Raw genomic sequence first — 22,129 nt, 5'->3', positions numbered from 1 at the left:
TATGATACTGAAGATATTATTGGAAATCAGGAACTTAATAATAAAAATTGACATTCATTAATAAACCAAGCAATTGAGTAAAATCAACAGCTTGGTTTATTAATATAATAGTTTAAAACACATAAGCCTTATAGATTCATCCTATTATTTGCTGCTAATTATATACAAAATCGCAACATCTCACCCAAACCCTTCTCCACAAAAGCAGGAATATCTCTTTTCTGAACAGCAGCCAATTCTTTCAGTGTATAGCCTTCCTCTAAAAGAAATTTCATCAGCTTTCGCCCTGCATAGTAGGCCTCTCTCTTATTCCCTGTTGTCCCCACACTAAAAGTAAAGCGAATCAGTTCTTCATTATCCGAACTGTCCAAATACGGCATCACAGGCATTTATCCACTCATTCTCTGCGTCCAAATAATCCTTTTTCTCTTTTCCAGGAATAAGTATTTTGCTTGTATGCATGGCAATGTCCTCTTCTAAAATCAGCTGTGCTACTGGTTGCTCCCAATCCAGCTTTAAAAAGTAGCTTATTTATAAATAAGCTGCTCTTCCAAATTTTTTAGAATGTATTTATAAACCTTCGCATATTAATTCTATAGCTTACAGAAAACGTTTACATCAGAACTTCTTCATTCTATTCAATTCTACATCGACTGTACATTATTTGTTCTGAAAGAGGTTGTGCCATGGCAAATATACATCAGGTTGCAAAACAGGCAGGTGTTTCCATTGCTACGGTTTCGCGTGTTTTAAATAACACATCCAAGGTCTCTGAGAAAACGCGACACAAGGTTGAAAAAGCCATTCGGGAGTTAAATTATGCTCCCAGTATGCTTGGCAGGAATTTACGAAACTCGGAAAGCAGATTACTTCTTGTTCTTATTCACACGTTCTCAAACCCTTATTACACAGAAATCATTAATGGGATTGAGGATTATGCCATAGAAAACAACTATAATATTCTGCTTTGCGAAACAGATGATAACCTGCAGCGGGAAGATATCTTTCTTCATATGGTTCGTAATAAATTGGCGGACGGTATTATTTCCATGAATCCTACCGTTCATGTTGATAAGCTGAAAGAGCTTTCTGAGTCCCATTCTATCGTGCTTTGCAGTGATTATTATGAAGATGCCAATATCCCTTATATTGCAATTGATAATACAGAGGCTGCTTATCGCGCGGTAAAGTATCTGATTACGATGGGAAATAAAAAAATCGGCTTGATCAATTTCAATGAAAATCTGCTCTATGCAAAGCAGCGGCGCATCGGATTTGAGAAGGCCTTAAACGAATTTCAATTGCCTATTTGTGACGAATGGATCCATTACACTGACGGACTCAGCTTCCAGGACGGTGTAGAAGCCATGCGGCGAATGCTGCGTTCTAAAAACCGGCCAACTGCTGTATTTATTATTTCAGACACTTTAGCGATTGGCGCTATCAAAGAATTACATGCTCAGGGCATTAAGGTCCCTCAAGAGATGGCGATTATCGGATTTGACAATATTGCTTTTTCCAGTATGACCACACCTGCCCTGACAACAGTTTCTCAGCCAAAATATCAAATGGGCTATCGTTCCGCAAAAATGGTCATTGACCGGATTCAAGGGCTGCCTGTTGAAAATGTCATCATGGATTATGAGTTGATTATTCGAGAATCAACATTGGGTTAGGAGGGATCTAAATGATTGTAGGAATTATTGGCTGCGGCTCGATTACACGCTTCAGGCATGCTCCCGAGTATAGAGCCAATCCATCCGTAAAAGAGATTGTTTTCTATGACAGAAATCCTGAACGCGCAGAGGAAATGAAGCAATTATTTGGCGGCAGAACCGCTTCGTCACTGGAGGCATTGCTTCAAGATTCGACCGTTGATGCCATTAGTGATTGCTCTTCCAATGAAGCGCATTATATCCACACTACAAAAGCTTTGCAAGCCGGCAAGCATGTTCTTTGTGAAAAACCAATTTCCGCCACTGTGGAACAGGCAGAAAAAATGGTACGTACTGCGAAGGAAACCGGAAAGCTATTAATGGTGGACCACAACCAACGCTTTACAAAAGCACATCAAAAAGCACGTGAAATCCTTCGAGCGAAAGAGCTTGGCGAGATTCTCTCCTTTCAGACAACCTTTGGGCACAGCGGCCCCGAAGATTGGGGAGCAACCAAATCAAAAGAAACCTGGTTTTTTAAAAAAGACCGTTCTCATTCAGGGGCTGCAGGAGATTTAGGCATTCATAAGCTGGACCTGCTCTTCTATCTGTTGGATGACGATATTACAAATCTCCATTCCTATACGGCCACCTTAGATAAAACAGATGAAAACGGTCAGCCTATCGAAGTAAATGACAATGTCGTCTGTATTTTAAAAACTGCTGGAGGAAGCATCGGTACTGCCACTTTCTCTTGGACCTATTACGGGGAAGAAAATAACTCTACAACGATTTACTGCCAGGAAGGAATTATGAAAATATACCAGGATAAACACTATCCACTTCTTATTGAAAAGAAAAACGGTGAAAACATTTACTATGCATTAGAAGGAATTCAAACCAATACGAATCAAACAAACTCCGGCGTAATCGATGCCTTTATCCATTGCATTCAAGAAGAAAAAAAGCCCATTGTCAGCGGAGAAGATGCATTAAAATCATTACGACTGCTTGAAGAAATTCTCCAGCAAAACGAGGAAAGGATGTAATGGATTTCATGAAAGCAGCTGATTTATCTCTCATAGGAAGGAAAGGAGGCGTTTTCCCCATCTATTTTATTTATTTCCATCATTACCTCGTATGCTAATTGCAAACGGTTATTCTGTGCAGAGCCAGTCTATTTTATAAGATTCACTAAAAATCGGGGAGGTTTACAATACGATGAAGAAAAAAAGTTTTGGCTTTTTAATGATTGCTGTCCTCATGCTTTTGTTGGCTGCTTGCGGCGGTGGAAATGATTCTGGTAAGGCTTCAGAGGAGAATAATGCGGACAGCGGAAATGGCAGCGAGGACACTGAAGAACAATATAAAATTGGCATACTTGCGCCAGAAGTGACGCATGGCTGGGTTGCGGCAGTTGCTTACCACGCTGAAGAACGCGTAAAAGAATTAGGAGATCAAGTAGATTATCAAATTCAAACCAGCAGTAACGCGGAACAAATGACTTCCCAATTAGATGATTTAATGACATGGGGAGCTGACGCCATTGTTGCTTTTCCTCAATGGGAGGGCATGGAAGTCCCGATTCAAAATGCCATTGACAGTGGTATAACCGTGGTTAACTTTGACATCGCGATTGATGTAGAAGGAGTTTACCGTGTTGCAGGCGATAATGAAGATATGGGCGTCCAGGGAGCGAATTACATTGTAGATAAAATTGGCGAGGAAGGAAATGTCGTTGTACTGGAAGTACCTTCGTCTGGTTCTGTATCCGAATTACGGACCAAAGGCTTCGAGGAAACCATGGCAGAAATTGCTCCAGATATGAATCTGATGACGTATGCAACAGAATTCACCAGAGAGGATGGTTTAGCTGACTTCGCTGATATTCTGACTTCTGTTGAGGATATTGATGCCGTTTATTCGATTGATGATGAAACCTCTGTCGGTGTCTTACAAGCTATTCAAGAAGCTGGAAGAACAGACATTCAAGTCGTCACAGGCGGCGGTGGCATGCAGGAATATTTTGAAATGATGCCAGAAAACGAAGATATCTGGATTCAATCCGCATTATACAGCCCTGTTATGGTAAAAGATGCTGTTGACATTGCGATAGACGTGCTCAACGGAGAAGACGTGGAGGAAGAAACCATCATTCCAACTACTGTCGTTGACCGGGATAACTACGAAGAATTCTTAGATGAAAATTCACCATATTAAGCAGAGGGGAGCAGGAAAGTCTGCTCCCTTTCCATCCATTTCTCAGAGGTGATGACATGCTTGTGGAGTTAAGAAATATCCAAAAGTCCTTTGGCAAAAATCATGTTCTAAAAGACGTTTCCCTTTCTATTAAAGCAGGAGAAATTTGTGCATTGCTTGGAGAAAATGGAGCGGGGAAATCAACCCTGATGAACATCTTAGGCGGTATTCATCAGCCTGATAAAGGCAAGCTTTATATAAACGGGGCCGAGGTAAATCTGACCGGTCCGGAGCAATCTATTAATATGGGAATTTCTTTTATCCATCAGGAGCTGAACTTAATTAATGATCTGCCCATCTATGAAAATATGTTTTTAGAAAGAGATTATAAAAAGGGATTCAAGCGCGTACAGCATCAAAAAATGATTCAAGAAACAAAGGAGATATTTGAACGCATGCATGTAGACCTTGACCCCCGCATGCTGGTCAAAGAGTTAGATTCTTCCTATAAACAAATTATTGAAATCTGTCGCGCGATTTCGATGAATGCTTCTGTCATTATCATGGATGAACCAACAACATCGCTTACCGATTCTGAAATCGAACGTGTATTTACGATGATGCGGCGTTTACGCGATCAACAGGTTGGCATTATTTTTATCTCTCATAAGTTAAAAGAAGTCATTGAGGCTTGTGACACATATGCCGTACTCCGGGATGGCAGGCTTGTTTCTGAAGGACAGGTCAGTGATGTAACCACAAAGGAGCTTGCCCGCTTTATGGTCGGCTATGATGTCCGGACAGATCAACTGGTCCAGCAGCGTGACCGCGGTGAAGAAATCCTGCGTGCAGAAAAATTTACGTATAATGCTGCTTTTTCCGATATTACTTTTTCCATTCATCAGGGAGAGGTTGTCGGATTCACCGGTCTTTTAGGGGACGGACGCAGTGAGCTGTTTCAATCCATTTTTGGCGCAAATGATATTTCATCGGGCAAGCTGTTCCTTTACGGCAAAGAAATTAATATCCATACCACGATGGACGCTGTTAAAAACGGAATTGCCTACCTTCCAAGAAACAGAAAGGAAAACGCCATTATTAAAGATATGAACATTCTCGAAAATAGCGCCATTGCTTCTTGGAAGAGACATGCCAAATGGGGAATCATCCAGCATTCCATCCATCAAGAGAAGCTGGCTGCACTTCAAAAACAGCTGAAGATACGGATGACTGATTCCTCAAACAGTATTCTGAATCTCTCTGGAGGAAATCAGCAGAAGGTCGTTTTAGCTAAATGGCTTTCCACAGATCCCCGTATTTTGATTTTAGATAACCCGACACAAGGGGTAGATGTTGGAGCGAAGGAAGATATCTATGATATTATCCTTCGTTTAGCTGATGAAGGGATTGGGGTTATTATTCTTTCCAGTGAAGCAAATGAAATATTAAGGCTTTGCAATCGGACGTATGTCATGTACCACGGACAGCTGCAAGGAGAATTAAAAGGAGAAGCAATGAACGAACAAGCAATAATGGAGCTGGCTACAGGCGGAGATGCTTTTATTTCAACGTCTTAATGGACTGTCCACCATCACTTAGGCGATAAGTAACAGGTATCCCGCAGGTTGCAGCTTCTTTTTATCCGGGATCGAAAAGGGGTGTACCTTTTGACAGAGAAAAATATCAATTACTTTCACCAGTTTATCCTTTGGTTCAAGAATCGATGGTCTACTAGTCCATTGTTTAGTATTTTTATTGCGTTCATCGTAATGGTTATCTTACAAACGATTGTATTAGGCTTTGATTATCCTTCATTTGGAGAATGGTTTACGTCTTGGACTAATAACTGGATCAATATTTTACGAAACAATGCCAGTGTAGCAATTGTCGCACTGGGAATGACGTTTGTTATTATGACAGGCGGAATCGATTTAGCTGTTGGTGCAACGCTTGTAGCAACTGGCGCATTGACAATGACATTGCTTGATATTGGAGCAAACGGTTTTTTAAATGCGATTGGAATCACAGGCTGGACAGCTATTTTCATTACAATCATTGTTGTGATTCTTTTTGGATATTTGCTTGGTTCCTTAATTGGCGTAACTGTTACACGGGGAATGGTTCCTCCTTTTATAGCCACCTTAGGAGCGATGATGGTCTTCCGCAGTGTCACACAGCATTTCATGCAAGGAGCTGCACCGCGTGTACCGCCAGAATTTTTACAAATTGCCAATTTCAAAATCGGGAACTATATGATTATGCCCATCATCTACTGGATTTTGATTGCTGCTGTTATGTATTATATTTCCAAGCGCACCATCTTTGGCCGGCAGATTATTGCGGTTGGCTCCAATGAAAGAGCTGCCAGACTATCCGGAATTAACGTGAAGCAGGTTAAGTACCGGGTTTATGCGCTTTCCGGAATACTTGTAGCCATTGCTGCAATCATTCAAGTTTCTCGAATCGGCTCGATGGATTTTGCCGGTTCAGGACGGGGAATGGAAATGGACGCTATCGCTGCCGCTGTTGTCGGAGGTACAAGTATGATGGGCGGAAGAGGATTTATCCTCGGAACGGTTTATGGAATGTTGATTATTGCTGTGCTGAACAACCTGCTCAATCTCTTCGGGGTTCCTCCATTACTGCGGGATGCATTTAAAGGGATGATTGTCATTGCAGCTGTTCTGTTGCAGCGGAAGGAAAAAACCGCATGAGTCATTTCATGCGGTTTCTTTATCATTAAAATATTGAAATCCTCTTAAAACAAATTCAATAACCTATCCCAAAACCCTTCGTTCTCTTCCTCTTCTTCTGTCTCTTCGGTATCCTCTTCCGGCTGAATACTGTCTGTTTGAATCACAAATTGAACAGAATTTGTGATCTCATCATTTTCTTCCGATACGAAGGATACAGGATCAAAATCAGATTTATCATATTGTGAAATCATCTCATCAATTTCTTCCTGCATCTCATCAGGGATACTTTCAGTGGCATCATATAATTCACTGGTTCCATCCTGTAATTCATCTGCTCCGTTCGCAAGTTCATTGGAACCGGATGCCGATTCACTAATTCCATTATGAATATCAGCATAGGAAGTACTGAGCTCATTTACGCCATTGGTATAAGAAACCAGACCTTCATGGAACTGATTATAATTTTCAGCCATGGTATCTACACTTGTAATAAATTCATCCAGTCCTTCATCGATATCAATTTGGCCGACAGATTGCTCTAATTCATCGGAAAACGTACGGATATTGCTGGCAATGTCACTGGCAGAAGTTTGAAATTCAGATAATGCCGGCTCCACCGCATCAAATGATTCTACGGATTCATAGTAGACAGCTAATGCACCTTGGGCAGCTTCATAGGTGCCAACTAATTCATCAACAACCGCCGGATCTACTGCTTCACTATCATATAATGCTTGAAAATCCTCTTCTGTTAAGGTGGCTTCTGGGATGCCCTCCATAGCTGTCTGCAATGCTTCTTTCGCATCTCCATAGCCTGTTGACAGCGAATCTAATTCGTCAGCCAATGCTTCCATTCCTGCAGCCATATCTGATGCAGCTTCTGTCATCCCGCTTAACTGCTCTATTCCATCTATCCCTGTAATTTGGCCAACTTCTTCCTGTACGGTTTGAAAAGCATTATTGATTTCTTCCGATGCACCTGTTAATTCACCGCTGGAATTATTTAACTCATTTAAACCGTTCTGAAATTCAGAAGACCCATTCTCTAATTCACTTAATCCGCCAGACAGCCCGCTGATTCCATCACCAAGCTCACCTACTCCCTGGTTGATTTCACCAATGGCATCGGTTAAGCTCTGAAACTCCTCTGTGAGCGCATCTGTATCCGGACCGTCTACAGAAACAGAAGACGGCAGGCCGGAGATTTCCATTCCTTCTAATTCAAATTGATCGGTATCTGCTTGAATCGTCAGCGTCTCTTCTTCTCCCGGCATCACCGTAAATGCCACCTGCCTATTTTTCCCGGCATTGGCTATCGTTGCATCCTCCGCTTCAATATTATAAAAGTAATCGGTATTCAGCGCCTGTGATATTTGCAGCATATAGTTATCAAAGAAAGCAGTTTCTGTTTCTGCATTCTCTTCTACCTTTATTTCGATTTCTACCTGTCCGGATTCCCCAATAACCGTTTGCGGATCTACTTCTTCCCCGTCTAAATAATAGGAGATGGTGAATTTCCAGGGCAGCTCTTTGGAAAGGTCTCCTTGATAATAAAACGTATCTGAAGCCGCGTCCATACGGATTGTATCTCCGTCCTGTTCTATTTCACTCGTATCTGTTAAATTCTTGATAGATTCATAGTTTCCGAAATCCTCAATAACACCTGATTTATTCAATTCAAACGCATTTACGACATAGATATTTTCTAATGCGCCGCCTGCTTCTAAATTCGCATAAATAACCTCGTTCTTTTCCTCAATTTCCGCATCTCCCTCAGACGCAGAATCCTCAGAAGCCCCCTCTGCAAGAGCTGTATTCATAAACGGAATAAAGAACAGAGCTAAAGCGAGCCAGATCCATTTAATTGTTGTCCTCATGTTTTTCCTCCTTGCGAAACTTCATTCCTAATGATGTCTTTTGAAGCAATGTATCCCCATATACAAGCAATGCAGGCAGTAAGGTGATAACCAGAATAAATGCCAAGAGCGCACCTCTCCCCAGCAGCAAGCCGATAGACCCGACAACCGGATTAGATGATGTCATCCATAAAACAAATCCGACGATGGATAGAATCGATGCAGAAACAGCAATGGAGAAAATCTTATCATCCAATGTCATTTTTATTGCCTTCCATTTCGGCATATATCTTCTGTAATTTTTATATGTCTCCGTTAATAATATGGCATAATCCACCGTTGCTGCCAGCTGAACCGTACTGACAATTAAATAACCGATAAAGACAAGCGGTGTTCCTGTAAAATAAGGAATAGCTAAGTTTATCCATACGGCTGCTTGGATAACCAGTAGTAAAATAATCGGGAAAGAAATCGATCGGAAATTAACCAAAATCACAATCCCTACCCCAAGAATGGTTAAAATATTTACAAGCTGATTATCCTGGGACACAATATTCTTCATATCATACAGAGACGCACTTTCACCTAAGGTCAGCGCCTCCTCTCCATAATAAGCGGAAGCAATTTCCCGTATATCTTCTATCACTGCAAAAGGAAGGTCTCCTTCTGTTCCAGCTTCCGTATTAATAATAATCCGGCTGTAATGATCGGAAAGAAATTGCTCTGTCGCCTCTTCCTCTAAAAAGTCCTGCGGAATAACACTGCCGACCATGGTTGCATAGCTGATAACCGAGGAAACATGATTTACATTGTCCAGGACCTGAACCATTTCCTCCTCTTTCCCTATATCATTATTAGGAATAAGCAACACAACGGAAGTCGATTCTCCAAAAACTTCTTCAATCTGTCTCACATCAGTTCCTAGCCGGGTATCCTCCGGCGGTTCTCCCATCCCGTAGGTAAAGGTCGTGCTGCTCTGCGCCATAAAGCTGGGAACAAGAAGCAGCAGCACCAGAATAAGAACAGGAAGTCTTAATTTCAAGAGCTTCTTCCCGACTCCCTCAAAACGAGTCGGAACAAACGCACGATGTTGCGTCCGGTCAATCCAGCGATAAAACACAAGTGTAAAGGCTGGCAGAAAGACAATCACACTGATAAAGCTTAAAATAATTCCTTTAACTAAGTTCAACCCCAGATCGGAACCAATCTCAAAACGCATAAACATCAATGCCATAAAGCCAAAAATAGTTGTAAAAGCACTTGTGCTGATAACCGGCCATGATTCTTTAATAGCTGATTTCATTGCTTCTTCCGGTTTGTAATTTTTATTCCTGTAATCCTGAAAGCTATGCAGAAGAAAAATAGCATAATCCAAGGAGACTGCAAGCTGCAATATTGGTGCAACCGCTTGGGTAACAAAAGAAATCTCGCCGATAAATATGTTCGTCCCCAGGTTAATTAATACAGATACCCCAATGGCTGTCAGGAAAAATACCGGCTCCACCCATGAGCTGGTAGACAAGATAAGAATAATGATAATAATTGGAACAAGCAAGGCCGCCGCGTACATGCTCTCTGTCCCTGTCATTTCCTGTTCTGTTGCTGTATTGACAGCCTCCCCGGAAACGGCATTTCCCTCACCAATCAAGTCATAAATAGCATTGGTGGCCTCTACCTCTTTTTCATTAGCAATCGTGACAGAAAAAAGGGCATTTTCATCCTTATAGTATGTCTCCACTGTATCCGTGTCAGTTACTTCAATCGGTGTCCGAATATCAACAACATCATCCAGCCAGAGAACCTCTGTAATCCCATTTATCTCTTCCAGAGCATGTTTATACTCCATCGCTTCCTGAATCGAGACATCTCCTATCATGACCCTGGCATTTGCAATACCGCTTGAAAATTCCTCCTCCATCACCTCTAAAGCCTGCGTAGATTCTGCATCATCCGGTAAATAATCCTGCATATTGTAATTCACATCAACAAACAGAATCCCCGCTAAAGAAAGGATCATAAGTATGATAAAAAGTGTTACCACTGTCTTTTTAAAACGAATAATTAAATTTGCCACTGTCATTCCCCATTACCTTGCTGATTTCATTCATATAATCTATTATTATAACTACACACTGTCAGTTAGACAACAAACAGTTGTTTAAAATATGTACGTTTCGCAACAAATAATCATTATCTGTTGGATAACAGATAGAATTTCATATTTTGTTCATAAAAGGAGTTTATTTATCATGGCACAAAAACTAGATCGCAGAAAACGTTATACAAGGATGGCTCTTAAAAATGGGCTGATGGAGCTTTTAAAAGAAAAACCAATTTCTTCGATTACAATTAAAGAAATTTGTGAGCAGGCTGATATCAACCGTTCCACATTTTACAGCCACTATGCCGATCAATATGATTTACTGACCAATATTGAGGACGAAATTATCGATGAATTAAATCAGGCACTGCTTCAGTATGACTACACGCAGGAAAAAGAAGCGCTGGCGATGTTAAATTATTTACTCAAATATGTGTACAGCCGTCATGAGCATTTTCGGATTCTGTTCAGCGAACACGGCAATAAAAGATTCACACATAAAGTCATGTTCGCCGCACAAACGCATATTATGAATGACTTTAACGGACCAGAACATAAAATGAGCGAAACCGCTGCAAAGTATATGACAATCTATTCTATCAGCGGGAGTATTACGGTAATTGAATACTGGCTGGAAAATGGAATGAAGGAGTCACCGGATGAAATGGCAAGAATTATTACGGAAATAAGTAAGCCTTGTTGAATTCAGGGAAAGTCAAACACTTTCACTAAGCTTCTTCCATTGTACGATAACATCGAAACTTGTCCATTTTCACACCAAGAACAAACGATTAAATAAGGATCAACACCAAAATCTATGGTTGGAAAATATAATTAAATGTGATAAAAGCAACTAGCTAGCGGAGAAAATACACGGAGACTCCTATGGGAAAGCGCAATGGTCTTCGGTGGGGCGAGTAATCGCAAAAGCTCTTCGATGGGACGAGTAATCGCTGTCCCAGTCCCAGTGGGAAGACCCCGCAGAAAAAAAGCGAACTTCTTTTTTTCTACCCGCAGGGCATAAGTGCGATTATGCTTCTGTCTGCGCCTGACGGCTTGCCAATCAGCAAGTCTTCTTTTCACCCGCAGGGCATAAGTGCGACTATGCTTCTGTCTGCGCCTGACGGCTTGCCAATCAGCAAGTCTTCTTTTCACCCGCAGGGCATAAGTGCGACTATGCTTCTGTCTGCGCCTGACGGCTTGCCAATCAGCAAGTCTTCTTTAAAGGAGATGAGCTTGGGGCCGATGGAAAGCGTAGTGTATTTCCGTAGCGGTCGCTTACAGCAAATTTATATCTACTATGTCACCCATAGATTTTGGTGAAGAGCCTTAAATGATCATTTTTCGTTCTGTATAAAAAAACATAAAAAATGCAATATGAACATCCTATTGTCATTGAAAAAGGCACAAACCTAAGTTAAAACGTCATTTATACAGCAGATTTTCACGCAGGAAATCCTATTTTACCGTTTTGCATCCCCCACTCATAGCCGCTATGATTAAAAGCAAATTTAATATTACCTGGGGGTGTGATAAAATAATGATAACCACAGTAAAAGAAAATACCGACAGCTACGATGCAAAGGATACGGATTATGACGGGCTTTGGAAAAATTTGATTGAAGAACTGTTTCAAGAATTTATGGAATTTTTCGCACCCGAGTTATACCCGGAAATTGATTTTGAAAAAGGAGCAGATTTCCCGAATATAGAACTTCTTCAATTTGTAATTAATTCAAGAAAAGGCAGAAAATATTCAGATAGGTTAGCCAAAGTGACGCTGAAGAACGGGGAAGAAAAATACGTCTTCGTCCATATTGAAGTGCAGGCTATTGGAGAGCAAGACTTTGCTGAACGCATGTTTAAGTACTTTTATCGAATCTATGACAAATATAAGCATCCGATTTATTCCATCGCCCTCTTGACGGATGCAAGTCATCAGCATTATGAAGATACGTTTCGTTATTCTTTCTACGGAACAGAATTAACTTATTTATACAATGTCTATCGTTTTTACGGAAAAGATAAGGAGAAGCTGAAAAAATCTGATAATCCATTCGCTTTAGCGGTACTTGCAGGAATCTATGTTAGTGAAAACGCCGGCAGAACAAAGAAAGACGACGAAGAAAAGTTCCAATTTAAACAGCAGCTTATCAGTATGGCACTCGAAAAATATTCGCACCGTGACACCTATCTGTCAGCCCTATTGTATTTTATCGATTATATCCTGCAGGTCCCAGCGGAATTACAGGAAAAGCTGTATGAATCATTACCAATCGCAGAAAACGAAAAGGAGGAAGGAAAATTCATGGGAATGGAAAAATTGAGAGATACCCCGACGTTTGGAAGACTGTTTAGAGAAATCGAGGAAGAGGCGACAAAAAAGGGCTTAGAAAAAGGGATGGAGAAAGGCATGGAGAAAGGGATGGAGGAAGCGGAACGGAATTTTGCCAAAAAGCTTTTAGACAGGAACTATTCAGATGAAGAAATATCCGAATTAACAGGTCTCGAGCTTAAGGACGTAAGCGAACTCCGAAAATCGCTTGAAAATTAATGTAAGGGTAAAACGAGCAGCTCTTTTGTTTCTATTTTTATACAGAGGTAAGTTTAAACTTACCTCTGTATAAGTGTAACTGAGGTTGTTATTTAAAGGCTGGGTGATAACCCATTTTCAAAATAACAGCTTTGGTTACATAAAACGAAACTTCACTCAGTGGGAGTTTTTCGACGCACAAATGTTTCCGATGGGGCGAGTAATCGCAGTCCCAGGATGTGCTAGTGCAGACGTCGCGAACTTAGTCTGTTTCCTTAGTTCCCCACTGAGTGTTAGTCGAGTGATTCAGGGAGTTAGCGTCCGTTATCTCCCGCCTAAATAAATTTATTTTTACGCTTTATTTTGAGGCGGGAGTTTTACGGACGGTTCTCCGTGATAAATTTGCTTAAATCCGGATAACCTGTCACTGCCCAGCCACCATCTACAAGTAAGCTGGCTCCATTCACGTAGGAGGCTTCCTCGCTGACAAGGAACAACGCTGGACCTGCTATTTCTTTCGGGTCCCCGGCTCTTTCCATTGGGATACGCTCCAAATAAGCTTCATTGATTGCATCAACGTCTGTTAAGCCGGAGGTTAACGGCGTCGATACAAGCCCAGGCAGAATGGCATTGACACGAATATTGTGCTTGGACATTTCAAGCGCAGCATTTTTTGTAAGCATCTCCACACCAGCTTTCGCAGAGGAATAAGCTGCTCCGTAATGCATTGGAACATGCGCGTTTAAAGATGAAACATTGACAATTGCTCCACCGCCATGCTCTTTCATATATTTTGCTTCATGTTTTAAAGATAGGAAGACACCTTTTAAACACAAGTCAACAGTGAAATTCCAATCCTCCTCCGGCTGATCAATAATTGCTCCTGATTTCGATGCACCAGCTACATTAAAAGCTATATCCAATCCGCCAAATGCTTCTACCGTCTTGTTAACAAGGTTTTTAATATCCTCTTCTTTGGTTACATTGGTGACGACACCAAGCAGCTCCCCTTTATGCTGCTGTTCCAGCTCTTTCAGCTTTTCTTCATTTAAATCCGCTACACCTACTTTTGCCCCAGCTTCCAGCAAGTTCTGTACCATCGCATAGCCAATTCCTGAAGCGCCTCCAGTTACAATTGCAACTTTACCTGCTAATGTTGTCATACTTACTTCCTCCTTTTCTTTCTACCTTAAGCATACGCTTTTGTTTTATTATTTCAAAGTTTGCAGCTTTTAAACTTCAATTTATCGTTACATTTTAGGTGTATAAATAATCACTGAAAAATTACCTCTTAAAAGGAAACATCTTTCTAAAGATTTCCCAAAAACTTTTTCTAATTATGCATGTTTTAAACTCCTTAAAAGGGGAATAGTATAACTAGATGCAAAAAACTACATCTAATTATTTAAAGTAAATTTATTTGGAGGTCTTTTCTATGTCAAAAGTGGCAATTATTACAGGTTCTGCAGGCGGTTTAGGAAAAGGTATCGCAAAACGTCTTGGTGAAGATGGTTTCAAAATCGTTCTGCATGATATTAATAAAGAGATGCTGGACAGTACATTAAAAGAATTTAAAGATGCCGGTGTAGATTCCATTGCCGTTGTCGGAGATGTGTCTAAACGAGAGGACCAATTTAATCTTGTCAAAGAAGCTGTAGATGCTTTTGGACAGCTGGATGTTTTTGTGAACAATGCTGGAGTTGATGTTGTTTCTCCATTCCTTGAAATTGACGAAAATCAGCTGAATAAAACATTTTCAGTAAACGTAAATGGTACAGTATTTGGTACACAGGCTGCTGCGGATCAATTTATTAAACAGGATACAAAAGGGAAAGTCATTAATGCATGCAGTATCGCCGGGCATGAATCCTATGAAATGCTGGGTACTTACTCTGCAACTAAACACGCGGTCCGTTCTTTCACGCATTCCGCTTCAAAAGAGCTGGCACCATATAACATTCGTGTCAATGCATACTGCCCAGGTGTTGCAGGTACAGCAATGTGGGATCGTATCGATGAAGAAATGGTGAAATACTATGACAATATGGAACGTGGAGACGCTTATAAGCAATTTGTTGACGGCATCTCCTTAGGTCGTTCTCAAGAGCCGGAGGATGTCGCTAACCTTGTATCCTTCTTAGCTTCAGATGATTCCGACTATATTACCGGACAAGCTATTATCACAGATGGCGGAATTGTGTATAGATAATAGAGGTCAGCATTGAAAGCATTAAATGTATATAAAAAGCAGCCGTATCTGATCTAGATATGGCTGCTTTTAACTACTCAAGGATAGGAATAAAATACATAACAGGATAATCACTCGGGTGGATATCATGGATGATTTTCTTTACCTTTTCAATCTGGTGAATCATACAACGAAACTCCGCCTTATAGAGAGTTTGAAAAAATTCGCTTTCTATCGGCAAAGCCATTTCCAAAGAAGCTAACTCCAAAGGACGGGAATAGTGATTGTATTTTGTATAAGAAAGTACGTTATCCTGATTGCCGTAGTGCAGAAACCCATGTTCATGAAGCTGCTCCCGCAAACTGCTGATATATTCCTCTGCAATCAGCACCTCTACCTTCACAAAATTCATTTTCATCCATATCCCCCCTTTTTTGAACATCTCTCTATTTTAAATTGATACGTTTTTTATCGCAATGATTACTCATTTACAGGCGTAAGATGGTCTGTATTATTATAATCAACCACACGCCATTCCCCTTTTTCACAAGTAAATTTTGTAATCGATGTATTTTGGAGAAAGGTAACCCCCGTACCCAGCTCTCCTTTTGAAATCACAGACAACAGACTATTGATTAATGCGCCATGGGAAACGATAAGAACACGTTCGTCCGGATATCTCACGCACACTTCCTCTAATCCTTTTATCCCTCTCTGCTTTAAACCTTCAAACGTCTCCACATTCGGGATAGCCTCACGATCAGGGAAATAACGATTTCTATCCTCTATCGTCATCCCCTCCGCATCTCCATAAGACCGCTCTACAAAAGCCCTCATTTCATGAAGCGGCAGCTGCAGTTTCTGATTAATAATTTCTGCTGTTACCTTTGCACGAGCTAAGGGACTGGTAATTAATACAGTCGGTTCAAATTGCATTGCAGCCGCGCAGCAAACTCCCGCTTGCGATTTTCCCGTTTCATTTAAAGGGATATCTGTCTTGCCTTGAATTCTTTTTTCTTTATTCCAATTTGTTTCTCCGTGGCGTATCATACAAATCTCTGTCAAAGTCATTTCCCCACTTTCGAACTATTTTTCCAGTTACCCCTATTCTAGCACTATTTCTATCTTTATATCTATTAAGTTGTGCTTGGTTGGCATGAAAAAACAGGCTCAAGGGTTCCAATCTCCCTCAGCCTGTTTGGTTGTTTATTTATTTTCCATACAATGTGATAACGCATTTTTCTTTATAAACGTGTTTTTTATTCTCCCCATATTTCTTTAGCCGTATCCACGATATATTTCAGCTTGTTCCATTGCTCTTCCTCTGTTAACAGATTCCCATGATGGGTCGATGCAAAGCCGCATTGCGGGCTGATGCATAGCTGATCTTTTGGAACATACTGCGACGCTTCTTCAATTCTTGCTTTAATATTTGCTTTATCTTCTAATTCCCCATGCTTTGAAGTAAATACACCCAATACTACACGCGGTCCGCCATTTGGAATGTAATCCAGCGGTTCAAAACCGCCAGAGCGGTCATCATCATATTCCAAGAAGAAACCATCTACTTTTTCTTTGGCAAATAAAGTAGGGGCTATTTTTGCATAGCTTCCTTCAAATGCCCATTTCGAACGATAATTTCCACGACAAAGATGCGTGGTAATCATCAAATCTTCTGGTTTGTCTTCCAACACGCTGTTTAGTACATACAGTGCCAAGTCAATAAAATACTGACGGTCCTTTCCATCTTCCGTTGTCGGGAAATTCTCTACATTTAACCCCGCAATATACACATCATCCAGCTGAAGGTAGCGGCATCCCGCATCATAAAAAGCTTTGATTGCATCACGATAGGTTTGGATGACATCCTCTGCATATTCTGCAATACTTGGATAAACCTCGGGATTTACAATTCCTTTCCCAAATAATTGATTCGGACTTGGAATCGTTTGTTTGGCAATCGCACGGTCTCCGACGATTTCTTTGAATTCCACAAACTCCTTAACATGCGGGTGATCCGGATTAAAGGAAACCTTTCCTGTGACACGCACATTATAGCGTTCTGTTTCTTCTCCAACAAATTGAAATCCTGTATCCGGCACATATCCTTCCACACCGTTTAGATGCTCTTGAAAATCCGTATGCCAAAAGCGGCGTCTGAATTCCCCGTCCGTAACAGCGCTTAAGCCGACTTCAATCTGCTTATCTACGATACGTTTGATTTCTTCTGTTTCAATCTGATGAAGATCCGCTTTGGAAATAGCTCCTTCTTGAAAGTTCTTTCTAGCTTGATGAATCCGTTCCGGCCGCAATAAACTTCCGACATGGTCTGCACGAAATGGTGCTTTCACTGCTGTTTTTGTCATGTTATTCCTTCTCCCTTTTTGGTAGATAGTATTTATTATGGCAAAATGGCAAACGATCGAACTGGAAAACCGCTTGCTTTTTCAGGCTTGGGACTAATATTGAAAATCACAGCTCCTTTTGCCGGCAATTGATCCAGATTCGTCAGCAGCTCTACTTGAAAAGTATCCTGCTCTAATACATAATACTCGCCGATCAATGAACCATTTTTTCTGGCATCCACAGCCGCATCCGTGTCAAACGTTTCATGACCCACTGCTTTAATCTGTCTTTCTTCAAATAAGAACTTCAGAGCATCGAGCCCCCATCCGGGTAAATGACTGTCTCCATTCTCATCCTTATTCTCAAATGCACCTTTATCCGGCCAGCGCTTGCTCCAATCTGTCCGTAACGCGACAAATGTACCCGCTTCAACCTTTCCATGCACCTCTTCAAAAGCTAAAATGTCCTCCACCGTTAAAATATAATCATGGTTTTCTCCGGCTGCTTCTGATTTATCAATCACAACGATTGGGAGGACAACTTCTTTTAAATCCAGCTCCTCTAAATAGCGCTGATCACGAACAAAATGAATAGGTGCATCAATATGTGTGCCATATTGTCCGGAAACACTGAACTGCTGTGCGAAAAACCCGTCATCATGCGTATATAATGTTTCAAACTCGGCATCTTTAAATGCGGCAAAATGCGGCGAATTAGGACCGAATGTATGTGTTAAATCTACCCATGTTTTTGATTTTAGTGTTTCTAACGCGTGTAAGATTTCATTTTCTTTGGTAACTGTCATGATAAGCCGCCTCCCAATATATTGTTTTACGCTTTTGTTTTGTAATCTGTGATATGATCCTGCAATGTTTCATCTTCACCAAATAAAAAGTGTTTATGCATATCTGGAGAATAAATTGAATTAATTGTTTCGATGCCGACAGCTTCCGCAACCGCACGCAGCATTGCCGGTGAAGCTCCACAGCATAAACCGATATAATTCACGCCGATGCTATGTGCTTGTTTCGCCCATTCTGCCAGCTCATAGCGGTTATGATATAGCGGATCCAGAGAAGTCGGGAAGGTTGTTTCCGTTGGTAAATGACAGCTGCACCCTCCATCCGGCAAGTTAAAGAAGGTTGGATTCTCTTCTGTTGTCCGGTATGGAATCGGCAGTGCTCCAACATACCCGTCTACTTTGTCACGAATCTTTTCTAAATACGGCTGCATCGTGTCCGGCCCCCGGAAACAGTTCATCCCAACAACCAAGGCGCCGTTATCCTCTAAAATCTTACATGACTCTTCCACTGTGTAACCATCACGTAAAATGTTTTCACCCATTAATCCCAAGGTAATAACTGCCGGTAAATCATATTTTTTAATTTCCTCTAAAGCAATCAATGCTTCTTCATGATAATAAAAAGTTTCTCCGTTAATATAGTCAACATCCTCATCCTTACACCATGAAACCATTTCATTAAACATCGCTCTGACTTTATCCTTGGATTCCTGATCTTCCGGATTAAAAATATTGGTGTTCGATATATTTCCTGCAACCAGAGCTTCCTCTGTCGGATGTTCCTTTGCTACTTCCTTCGCTAATTTAATAGCATTTCTATTTAGAGGCTCTAATAAGTCCTCTTTACCGATAATGCGCATTTTTTCTCGGTGTGCGTTGTATGTAAAGGCAAGCACTACATCGGAACCTGCTTTCATGTAATCACGATAAACTGCCTTTAGCGTTTCCGGGTTATCCAGCGCTACTTCGGGTACAAAGGAGCCCGCCTGCAAATACCCTCTGCGCTCCAATTCAAATAAATATCCTTCCCCTACAATAACTGTTCCTTGCTTTAATCGCTCTTCCAAACTTCTTTTCGCCATCGTTCCATTCCTCCTGTAAGCTTTTAATTATTTGGTTCGCTGCGGATAAGTCGATATAGACACGAAAAAACCTCTTCTTTCAGAAAGAAGAGGTTTTGAGTACGATATCAATGTCTCTTCTTATCTGCTAGCTAACGCTACTGGAATTGGCACAGTTCTTTTATAAGTCTGTTGCCGAGGCTTCGAAGGGCCAGTCCCTCCACCTCTCTGGATAAGAAAATGTATTGCTATTTATTTGTTGTAGATAACTATATATCTATTTGAATTCCATGTCAATAAGAAATTTTAAAAATATTTCAGCGGTTTTTGAATCGGTTTGAATGAATCTTGTAAATATCTCATATCATAGAGAGAAGTTCCAAACACGCACGGCTTTATATCTCTAAGCAGATGTTTAAATTCCGTAAAAAAAAGGAATGTTAATTTCATGGAGAAAAATTCATAAAATGTTCAAAAAGTATAGACACACCCGAAAAATAAGCATATAATACAAATTAATTCTAAAACATGTAGACATTATATTGAATTTATTCTTCATTATTGGTATAATTAATTCTTTCGCTTTAAGAAATCGAATCAAAAAATATATTTATCATACGGAAGGGGGCGTAGATGTTGAATAGATATTTGATGATTGCTTTAATGATTATCCTTTTGCCAATGACACAATTATTCCCAGGTGTACATCACAGCTACGTTCTCACCGATCATGAAATACTGATTGATTCCCAATCGTCACCTGATTTAGGCGTTGGCGGAAATGACCAGCAAGATAAATCATTTATAGCAAGTCCAGGTTTAGTCATTACCTTATTCTTATTAGGCAGTCTCTGTTTATTCACTACGATTGTGCGGGTCAACCGTACGAAACAGCTGCTGACACCTGTTTTCTATCAATCCAATTTCGTGGTTTAAGCCTCTTTTAATAAAAAAATTAAAAATTAAAAGAGGAGGCAAAAACTATGATGATTTTCAGATTAATTGTTATTGGGTTCTTTTCACTGACTGCATTGTCCGTTTTCACTTATCAAGGTGTTGAGGTATTTCATGCAGTTGCGGATATATTCAGAGCAAAATCATAAGCTATCGTGTACCCCTTCGTACAATAAGCTTTTTCACCCTATACTAATCAAAAGGCAGCCAATGAAATGGATTCATTGGCTGCCTTTTTTGATTTAAGAGAAGTCGATGCTTTATTTAAAATTACCGCCGCGTACTTCTGACACATCATAGACAGTTACAAATGAAGTGGCATCGATATCTTGAATCGTTTCTTTCATTTTACTTTCTTCCAGTCGTGTAATCACACATTTAATTTGTTTAAATTCCTTTTTGGAGTAGCCGCCTTCTACATGCTGTAATGTACAGGCACGTCCCAGCCGGTCGCCAATTTCTTTCATCATCTCATCTGCATGCTCGGTAATGATATAAACTGCTTTTGTACTGCTTAATCCTTCTTCAATAATATGAATGACCTTGGAAGCTATGTAATAAGCAATACCGGACATCAGGGCCCCTCTTAATCCAAACACCGTGGACACTACGATAAATACAAATAAATTCAGAAATAATATTAAGTCACTCGTTCCAAAAGGCAGCTTTCGGGATAATAATACAGCAAGCATATCAATCCCATCCAACGCTCCTCCATTACGTAGTGCCAGTCCCATGCCAAATCCAATAATGATCCCGCCGACAACAGTGACAAGCAGGGTATCTCCTTCGATTTCAATAATAGTTGGAATATGATGCATCAGGCTGGTGCTTATAGCCAAAGAAGCAATACCGAGGATAGAGAAGATTGCAAAACTCTTGCCGATTTGTTTATATCCTAAGTAAATAAAGGGAATGTTTAAAATAGCAATCAGGATTCCTAATGGCAATCCGGTCCACTGCGAACCGACAATACTTAACCCGGTTACACCGCCATCAGAAACATTATTAGGTATCAATACAGCTTCTAGTCCATACGCAGTAATGAACCCGCCGATGATAATAATCAATCCTCTTGAAAAAAGCATTGCCTTTCTTGTTTTTTTCGATTGTGCTTTCTTCATCCAATGTTCCTTTCTTCGTCATACATTTTGTTACCCTAAATTCCAATGTGTTTAGGTTCCCACATTTCACATGGAATAACCTGTACTTTTTTTAATATTATTTATTATACGCTTCTCGATTTCAAACTCAACTATTTTTGCAGGTGAAAAATGTATAACGTGATAAGGACATGCTCTATCATTAAAGCTCTTTTTTAAAAACATAACTCACCTTCGAATACCCCATTCTTTTTTGATAAAACCGATGTGCATCCTGACGCTGCAAGCCTGACGATAAAGCAACAGATGAAAAATTATGTTGCTCTGCCCATTGATGGACAAATTTCAAGAGCTGTTCTCCATACCCCTTCGAACGACTATGTTCATCTGTTACTAAATCACATACCCATACAAATCTGCCATAATACAGTGTGGTCATTGGTTTAAACCCGACAACAGCAACCATTTTCATTCCTTCGTACAAAGCGGCTAAATGGTAACGATCTACCTCCACTGCTTCTTTTACAAGTTCCAGATAGCCGGATTCATCAAGATGCACTCGCAATTGACGCATTACCTTATACGCCTCCCGCCATGCTTGTTCTGTTGTTAATTCCTTTATTTCCATAAATAAA

The 22,129-nt window shown here is 40.5% G+C and carries 21 protein-coding genes and 1 riboswitch; of the genes, 10 read left to right on the top strand and 11 right to left on the bottom strand.

Going from position 1 to position 22,129, the window contains the following annotated elements; genetic code table 11:
• Positions 1-158: 158 nt before the first annotated feature.
• Positions 159-383, bottom strand: coding sequence for a hypothetical protein (locus ACFO3P_RS03150; protein ID WP_175637213.1), 225 nt, complete (start codon positions 381-383; stop codon positions 159-161).
• Between the two features lie 303 nt (positions 384-686).
• Here ACFO3P_RS03150 and ACFO3P_RS03145 point away from each other — a divergent pair, with 303 nt between their 5' ends.
• The 5 genes from ACFO3P_RS03145 to ACFO3P_RS03125 all read left to right on the top strand — a co-directional run bounded on the left by ACFO3P_RS03145 (position 687) and on the right by ACFO3P_RS03125 (position 6,568).
• Complete coding sequence (locus ACFO3P_RS03145; RefSeq protein ID WP_042531836.1) at positions 687-1,676, top strand: LacI family DNA-binding transcriptional regulator; 990 nt, start codon at positions 687-689, stop codon at positions 1,674-1,676.
• Positions 1,677-1,687: 11 nt separating this feature from the next.
• The gene (locus tag ACFO3P_RS03140; protein ID WP_289584975.1) at positions 1,688-2,704 is read left to right on the top strand and encodes a Gfo/Idh/MocA family protein; all 1,017 of its coding nucleotides are present in this window, start codon (positions 1,688-1,690) and stop codon (positions 2,702-2,704) included.
• A gap of 172 nt (positions 2,705-2,876) precedes the next feature.
• On the top strand, positions 2,877-3,875 hold the full coding sequence (locus ACFO3P_RS03135) for an ABC transporter substrate-binding protein (RefSeq protein WP_193065183.1): 999 nt from the start codon (positions 2,877-2,879) through the stop codon (positions 3,873-3,875).
• 56 nt (positions 3,876-3,931) lie between these two features.
• The gene (locus ACFO3P_RS03130; protein ID WP_193065182.1) at positions 3,932-5,431 is read left to right on the top strand and encodes a sugar ABC transporter ATP-binding protein; all 1,500 of its coding nucleotides are present in this window, start codon (positions 3,932-3,934) and stop codon (positions 5,429-5,431) included.
• A 90-nt stretch (positions 5,432-5,521) separates the two neighbouring features.
• Complete coding sequence (locus ACFO3P_RS03125; RefSeq protein WP_193065181.1) at positions 5,522-6,568, top strand: ABC transporter permease; 1,047 nt, start codon at positions 5,522-5,524, stop codon at positions 6,566-6,568.
• Positions 6,569-6,612: 44 nt separating this feature from the next.
• On the opposite strand, the gene ACFO3P_RS03120 is transcribed toward ACFO3P_RS03125, so the two are convergent.
• Both ACFO3P_RS03120 and ACFO3P_RS03115 read right to left on the bottom strand, forming a co-directional pair.
• Positions 6,613-8,427, bottom strand: coding sequence for a methyl-accepting chemotaxis protein (locus ACFO3P_RS03120; protein ID WP_193062887.1), 1,815 nt, complete (start codon positions 8,425-8,427; stop codon positions 6,613-6,615).
• A complete protein-coding gene (locus tag ACFO3P_RS03115) occupies positions 8,411-10,486 on the bottom strand; it encodes an efflux RND transporter permease subunit (RefSeq protein ID WP_175297030.1) in 2,076 nt (691 codons plus the stop codon). Before ACFO3P_RS03115 ends, ACFO3P_RS03120 begins: the two co-directional genes overlap by 17 nt.
• Positions 10,487-10,655: 169 nt before the next feature.
• Here ACFO3P_RS03115 and ACFO3P_RS03110 point away from each other — a divergent pair, with 169 nt between their 5' ends.
• The 3 genes from ACFO3P_RS03110 to ACFO3P_RS03100 all read left to right on the top strand — a co-directional run bounded on the left by ACFO3P_RS03110 (position 10,656) and on the right by ACFO3P_RS03100 (position 13,061).
• The gene (locus ACFO3P_RS03110; protein WP_042531824.1) at positions 10,656-11,210 is read left to right on the top strand and encodes a TetR/AcrR family transcriptional regulator; all 555 of its coding nucleotides are present in this window, start codon (positions 10,656-10,658) and stop codon (positions 11,208-11,210) included.
• 329 nt (positions 11,211-11,539) lie between these two features.
• On the top strand, positions 11,540-11,830 hold the full coding sequence (locus ACFO3P_RS03105) for a hypothetical protein (protein WP_379542146.1): 291 nt from the start codon (positions 11,540-11,542) through the stop codon (positions 11,828-11,830).
• Between the two features lie 217 nt (positions 11,831-12,047).
• Positions 12,048-13,061: an Rpn family recombination-promoting nuclease/putative transposase gene (locus tag ACFO3P_RS03100; protein ID WP_042531822.1), complete on the top strand. Its 1,014-nt coding sequence runs from the start codon at positions 12,048-12,050 to the stop codon at positions 13,059-13,061.
• Positions 13,062-13,417: 356 nt separating this feature from the next.
• Here the strand turns inward: ACFO3P_RS03100 and ACFO3P_RS03095 are convergent, their stop codons facing one another.
• On the bottom strand, positions 13,418-14,203 hold the full coding sequence (locus tag ACFO3P_RS03095) for an SDR family NAD(P)-dependent oxidoreductase (protein WP_042531821.1): 786 nt from the start codon (positions 14,201-14,203) through the stop codon (positions 13,418-13,420).
• A 272-nt stretch (positions 14,204-14,475) separates the two neighbouring features.
• Here ACFO3P_RS03095 and ACFO3P_RS03090 point away from each other — a divergent pair, with 272 nt between their 5' ends.
• On the top strand, positions 14,476-15,249 hold the full coding sequence (locus ACFO3P_RS03090) for an acetoin reductase (protein ID WP_042531819.1): 774 nt from the start codon (positions 14,476-14,478) through the stop codon (positions 15,247-15,249).
• A 73-nt stretch (positions 15,250-15,322) separates the two neighbouring features.
• On the opposite strand, the gene ACFO3P_RS03085 is transcribed toward ACFO3P_RS03090, so the two are convergent.
• The 5 genes from ACFO3P_RS03085 to ACFO3P_RS03065 form a co-directional block, all read right to left on the bottom strand.
• Positions 15,323-15,646, bottom strand: a complete 324-nt coding sequence (locus tag ACFO3P_RS03085) for a hypothetical protein (RefSeq protein ID WP_042531817.1) — start codon at positions 15,644-15,646, stop codon at positions 15,323-15,325.
• Positions 15,647-15,708: 62 nt separating this feature from the next.
• Positions 15,709-16,299: a histidine phosphatase family protein gene (locus ACFO3P_RS03080; RefSeq protein ID WP_244882362.1), complete on the bottom strand. Its 591-nt coding sequence runs from the start codon at positions 16,297-16,299 to the stop codon at positions 15,709-15,711.
• A 188-nt stretch (positions 16,300-16,487) separates the two neighbouring features.
• The gene (locus tag ACFO3P_RS03075) at positions 16,488-17,594 is read right to left on the bottom strand and encodes a 5-methyltetrahydropteroyltriglutamate--homocysteine S-methyltransferase (protein ID WP_042531813.1); all 1,107 of its coding nucleotides are present in this window, start codon (positions 17,592-17,594) and stop codon (positions 16,488-16,490) included.
• 35 nt (positions 17,595-17,629) lie between these two features.
• The gene (locus ACFO3P_RS03070; RefSeq protein ID WP_042531811.1) at positions 17,630-18,379 is read right to left on the bottom strand and encodes a cyclase family protein; all 750 of its coding nucleotides are present in this window, start codon (positions 18,377-18,379) and stop codon (positions 17,630-17,632) included.
• Positions 18,380-18,405: 26 nt separating this feature from the next.
• Positions 18,406-19,458 (bottom strand): homocysteine S-methyltransferase family protein, encoded by a 1,053-nt coding sequence (locus ACFO3P_RS03065; protein WP_379542145.1) that lies wholly within the window; start codon positions 19,456-19,458, stop codon positions 18,406-18,408.
• Positions 19,459-19,575: 117 nt separating this feature from the next.
• Positions 19,576-19,676: riboswitch (SAM riboswitch) on the bottom strand.
• Between the two features lie 394 nt (positions 19,677-20,070).
• Here ACFO3P_RS03065 and ACFO3P_RS03060 point away from each other — a divergent pair.
• Complete coding sequence (locus ACFO3P_RS03060; protein WP_042531806.1) at positions 20,071-20,373, top strand: hypothetical protein; 303 nt, start codon at positions 20,071-20,073, stop codon at positions 20,371-20,373.
• Between the two features lie 278 nt (positions 20,374-20,651).
• On the opposite strand, the gene ACFO3P_RS03055 is transcribed toward ACFO3P_RS03060, so the two are convergent.
• Together ACFO3P_RS03055 and ACFO3P_RS03050 are read right to left on the bottom strand one after the other, a co-directional pair.
• Positions 20,652-21,515 carry a YitT family protein gene (locus ACFO3P_RS03055; RefSeq protein ID WP_042531800.1) on the bottom strand — a complete coding sequence of 288 codons (864 nt, stop codon included), beginning with the start codon at positions 21,513-21,515 and terminating at the stop codon, positions 20,652-20,654.
• A 181-nt stretch (positions 21,516-21,696) separates the two neighbouring features.
• Positions 21,697-22,122 (bottom strand): GNAT family N-acetyltransferase, encoded by a 426-nt coding sequence (locus tag ACFO3P_RS03050; protein WP_042531798.1) that lies wholly within the window; start codon positions 22,120-22,122, stop codon positions 21,697-21,699.
• Positions 22,123-22,129: the final 7 nt, after the last annotated feature.

It is taken from the genome of Oceanobacillus aidingensis (assembly GCF_042654105.1).
GTDB classification, from domain to species: domain Bacteria; phylum Bacillota; class Bacilli; order Bacillales; family Amphibacillaceae; genus Oceanobacillus; species Oceanobacillus oncorhynchi.
Note: the sequence above shows the minus strand (reverse complement) of the source record. Positions and strands in the feature narration are given on the sequence as shown.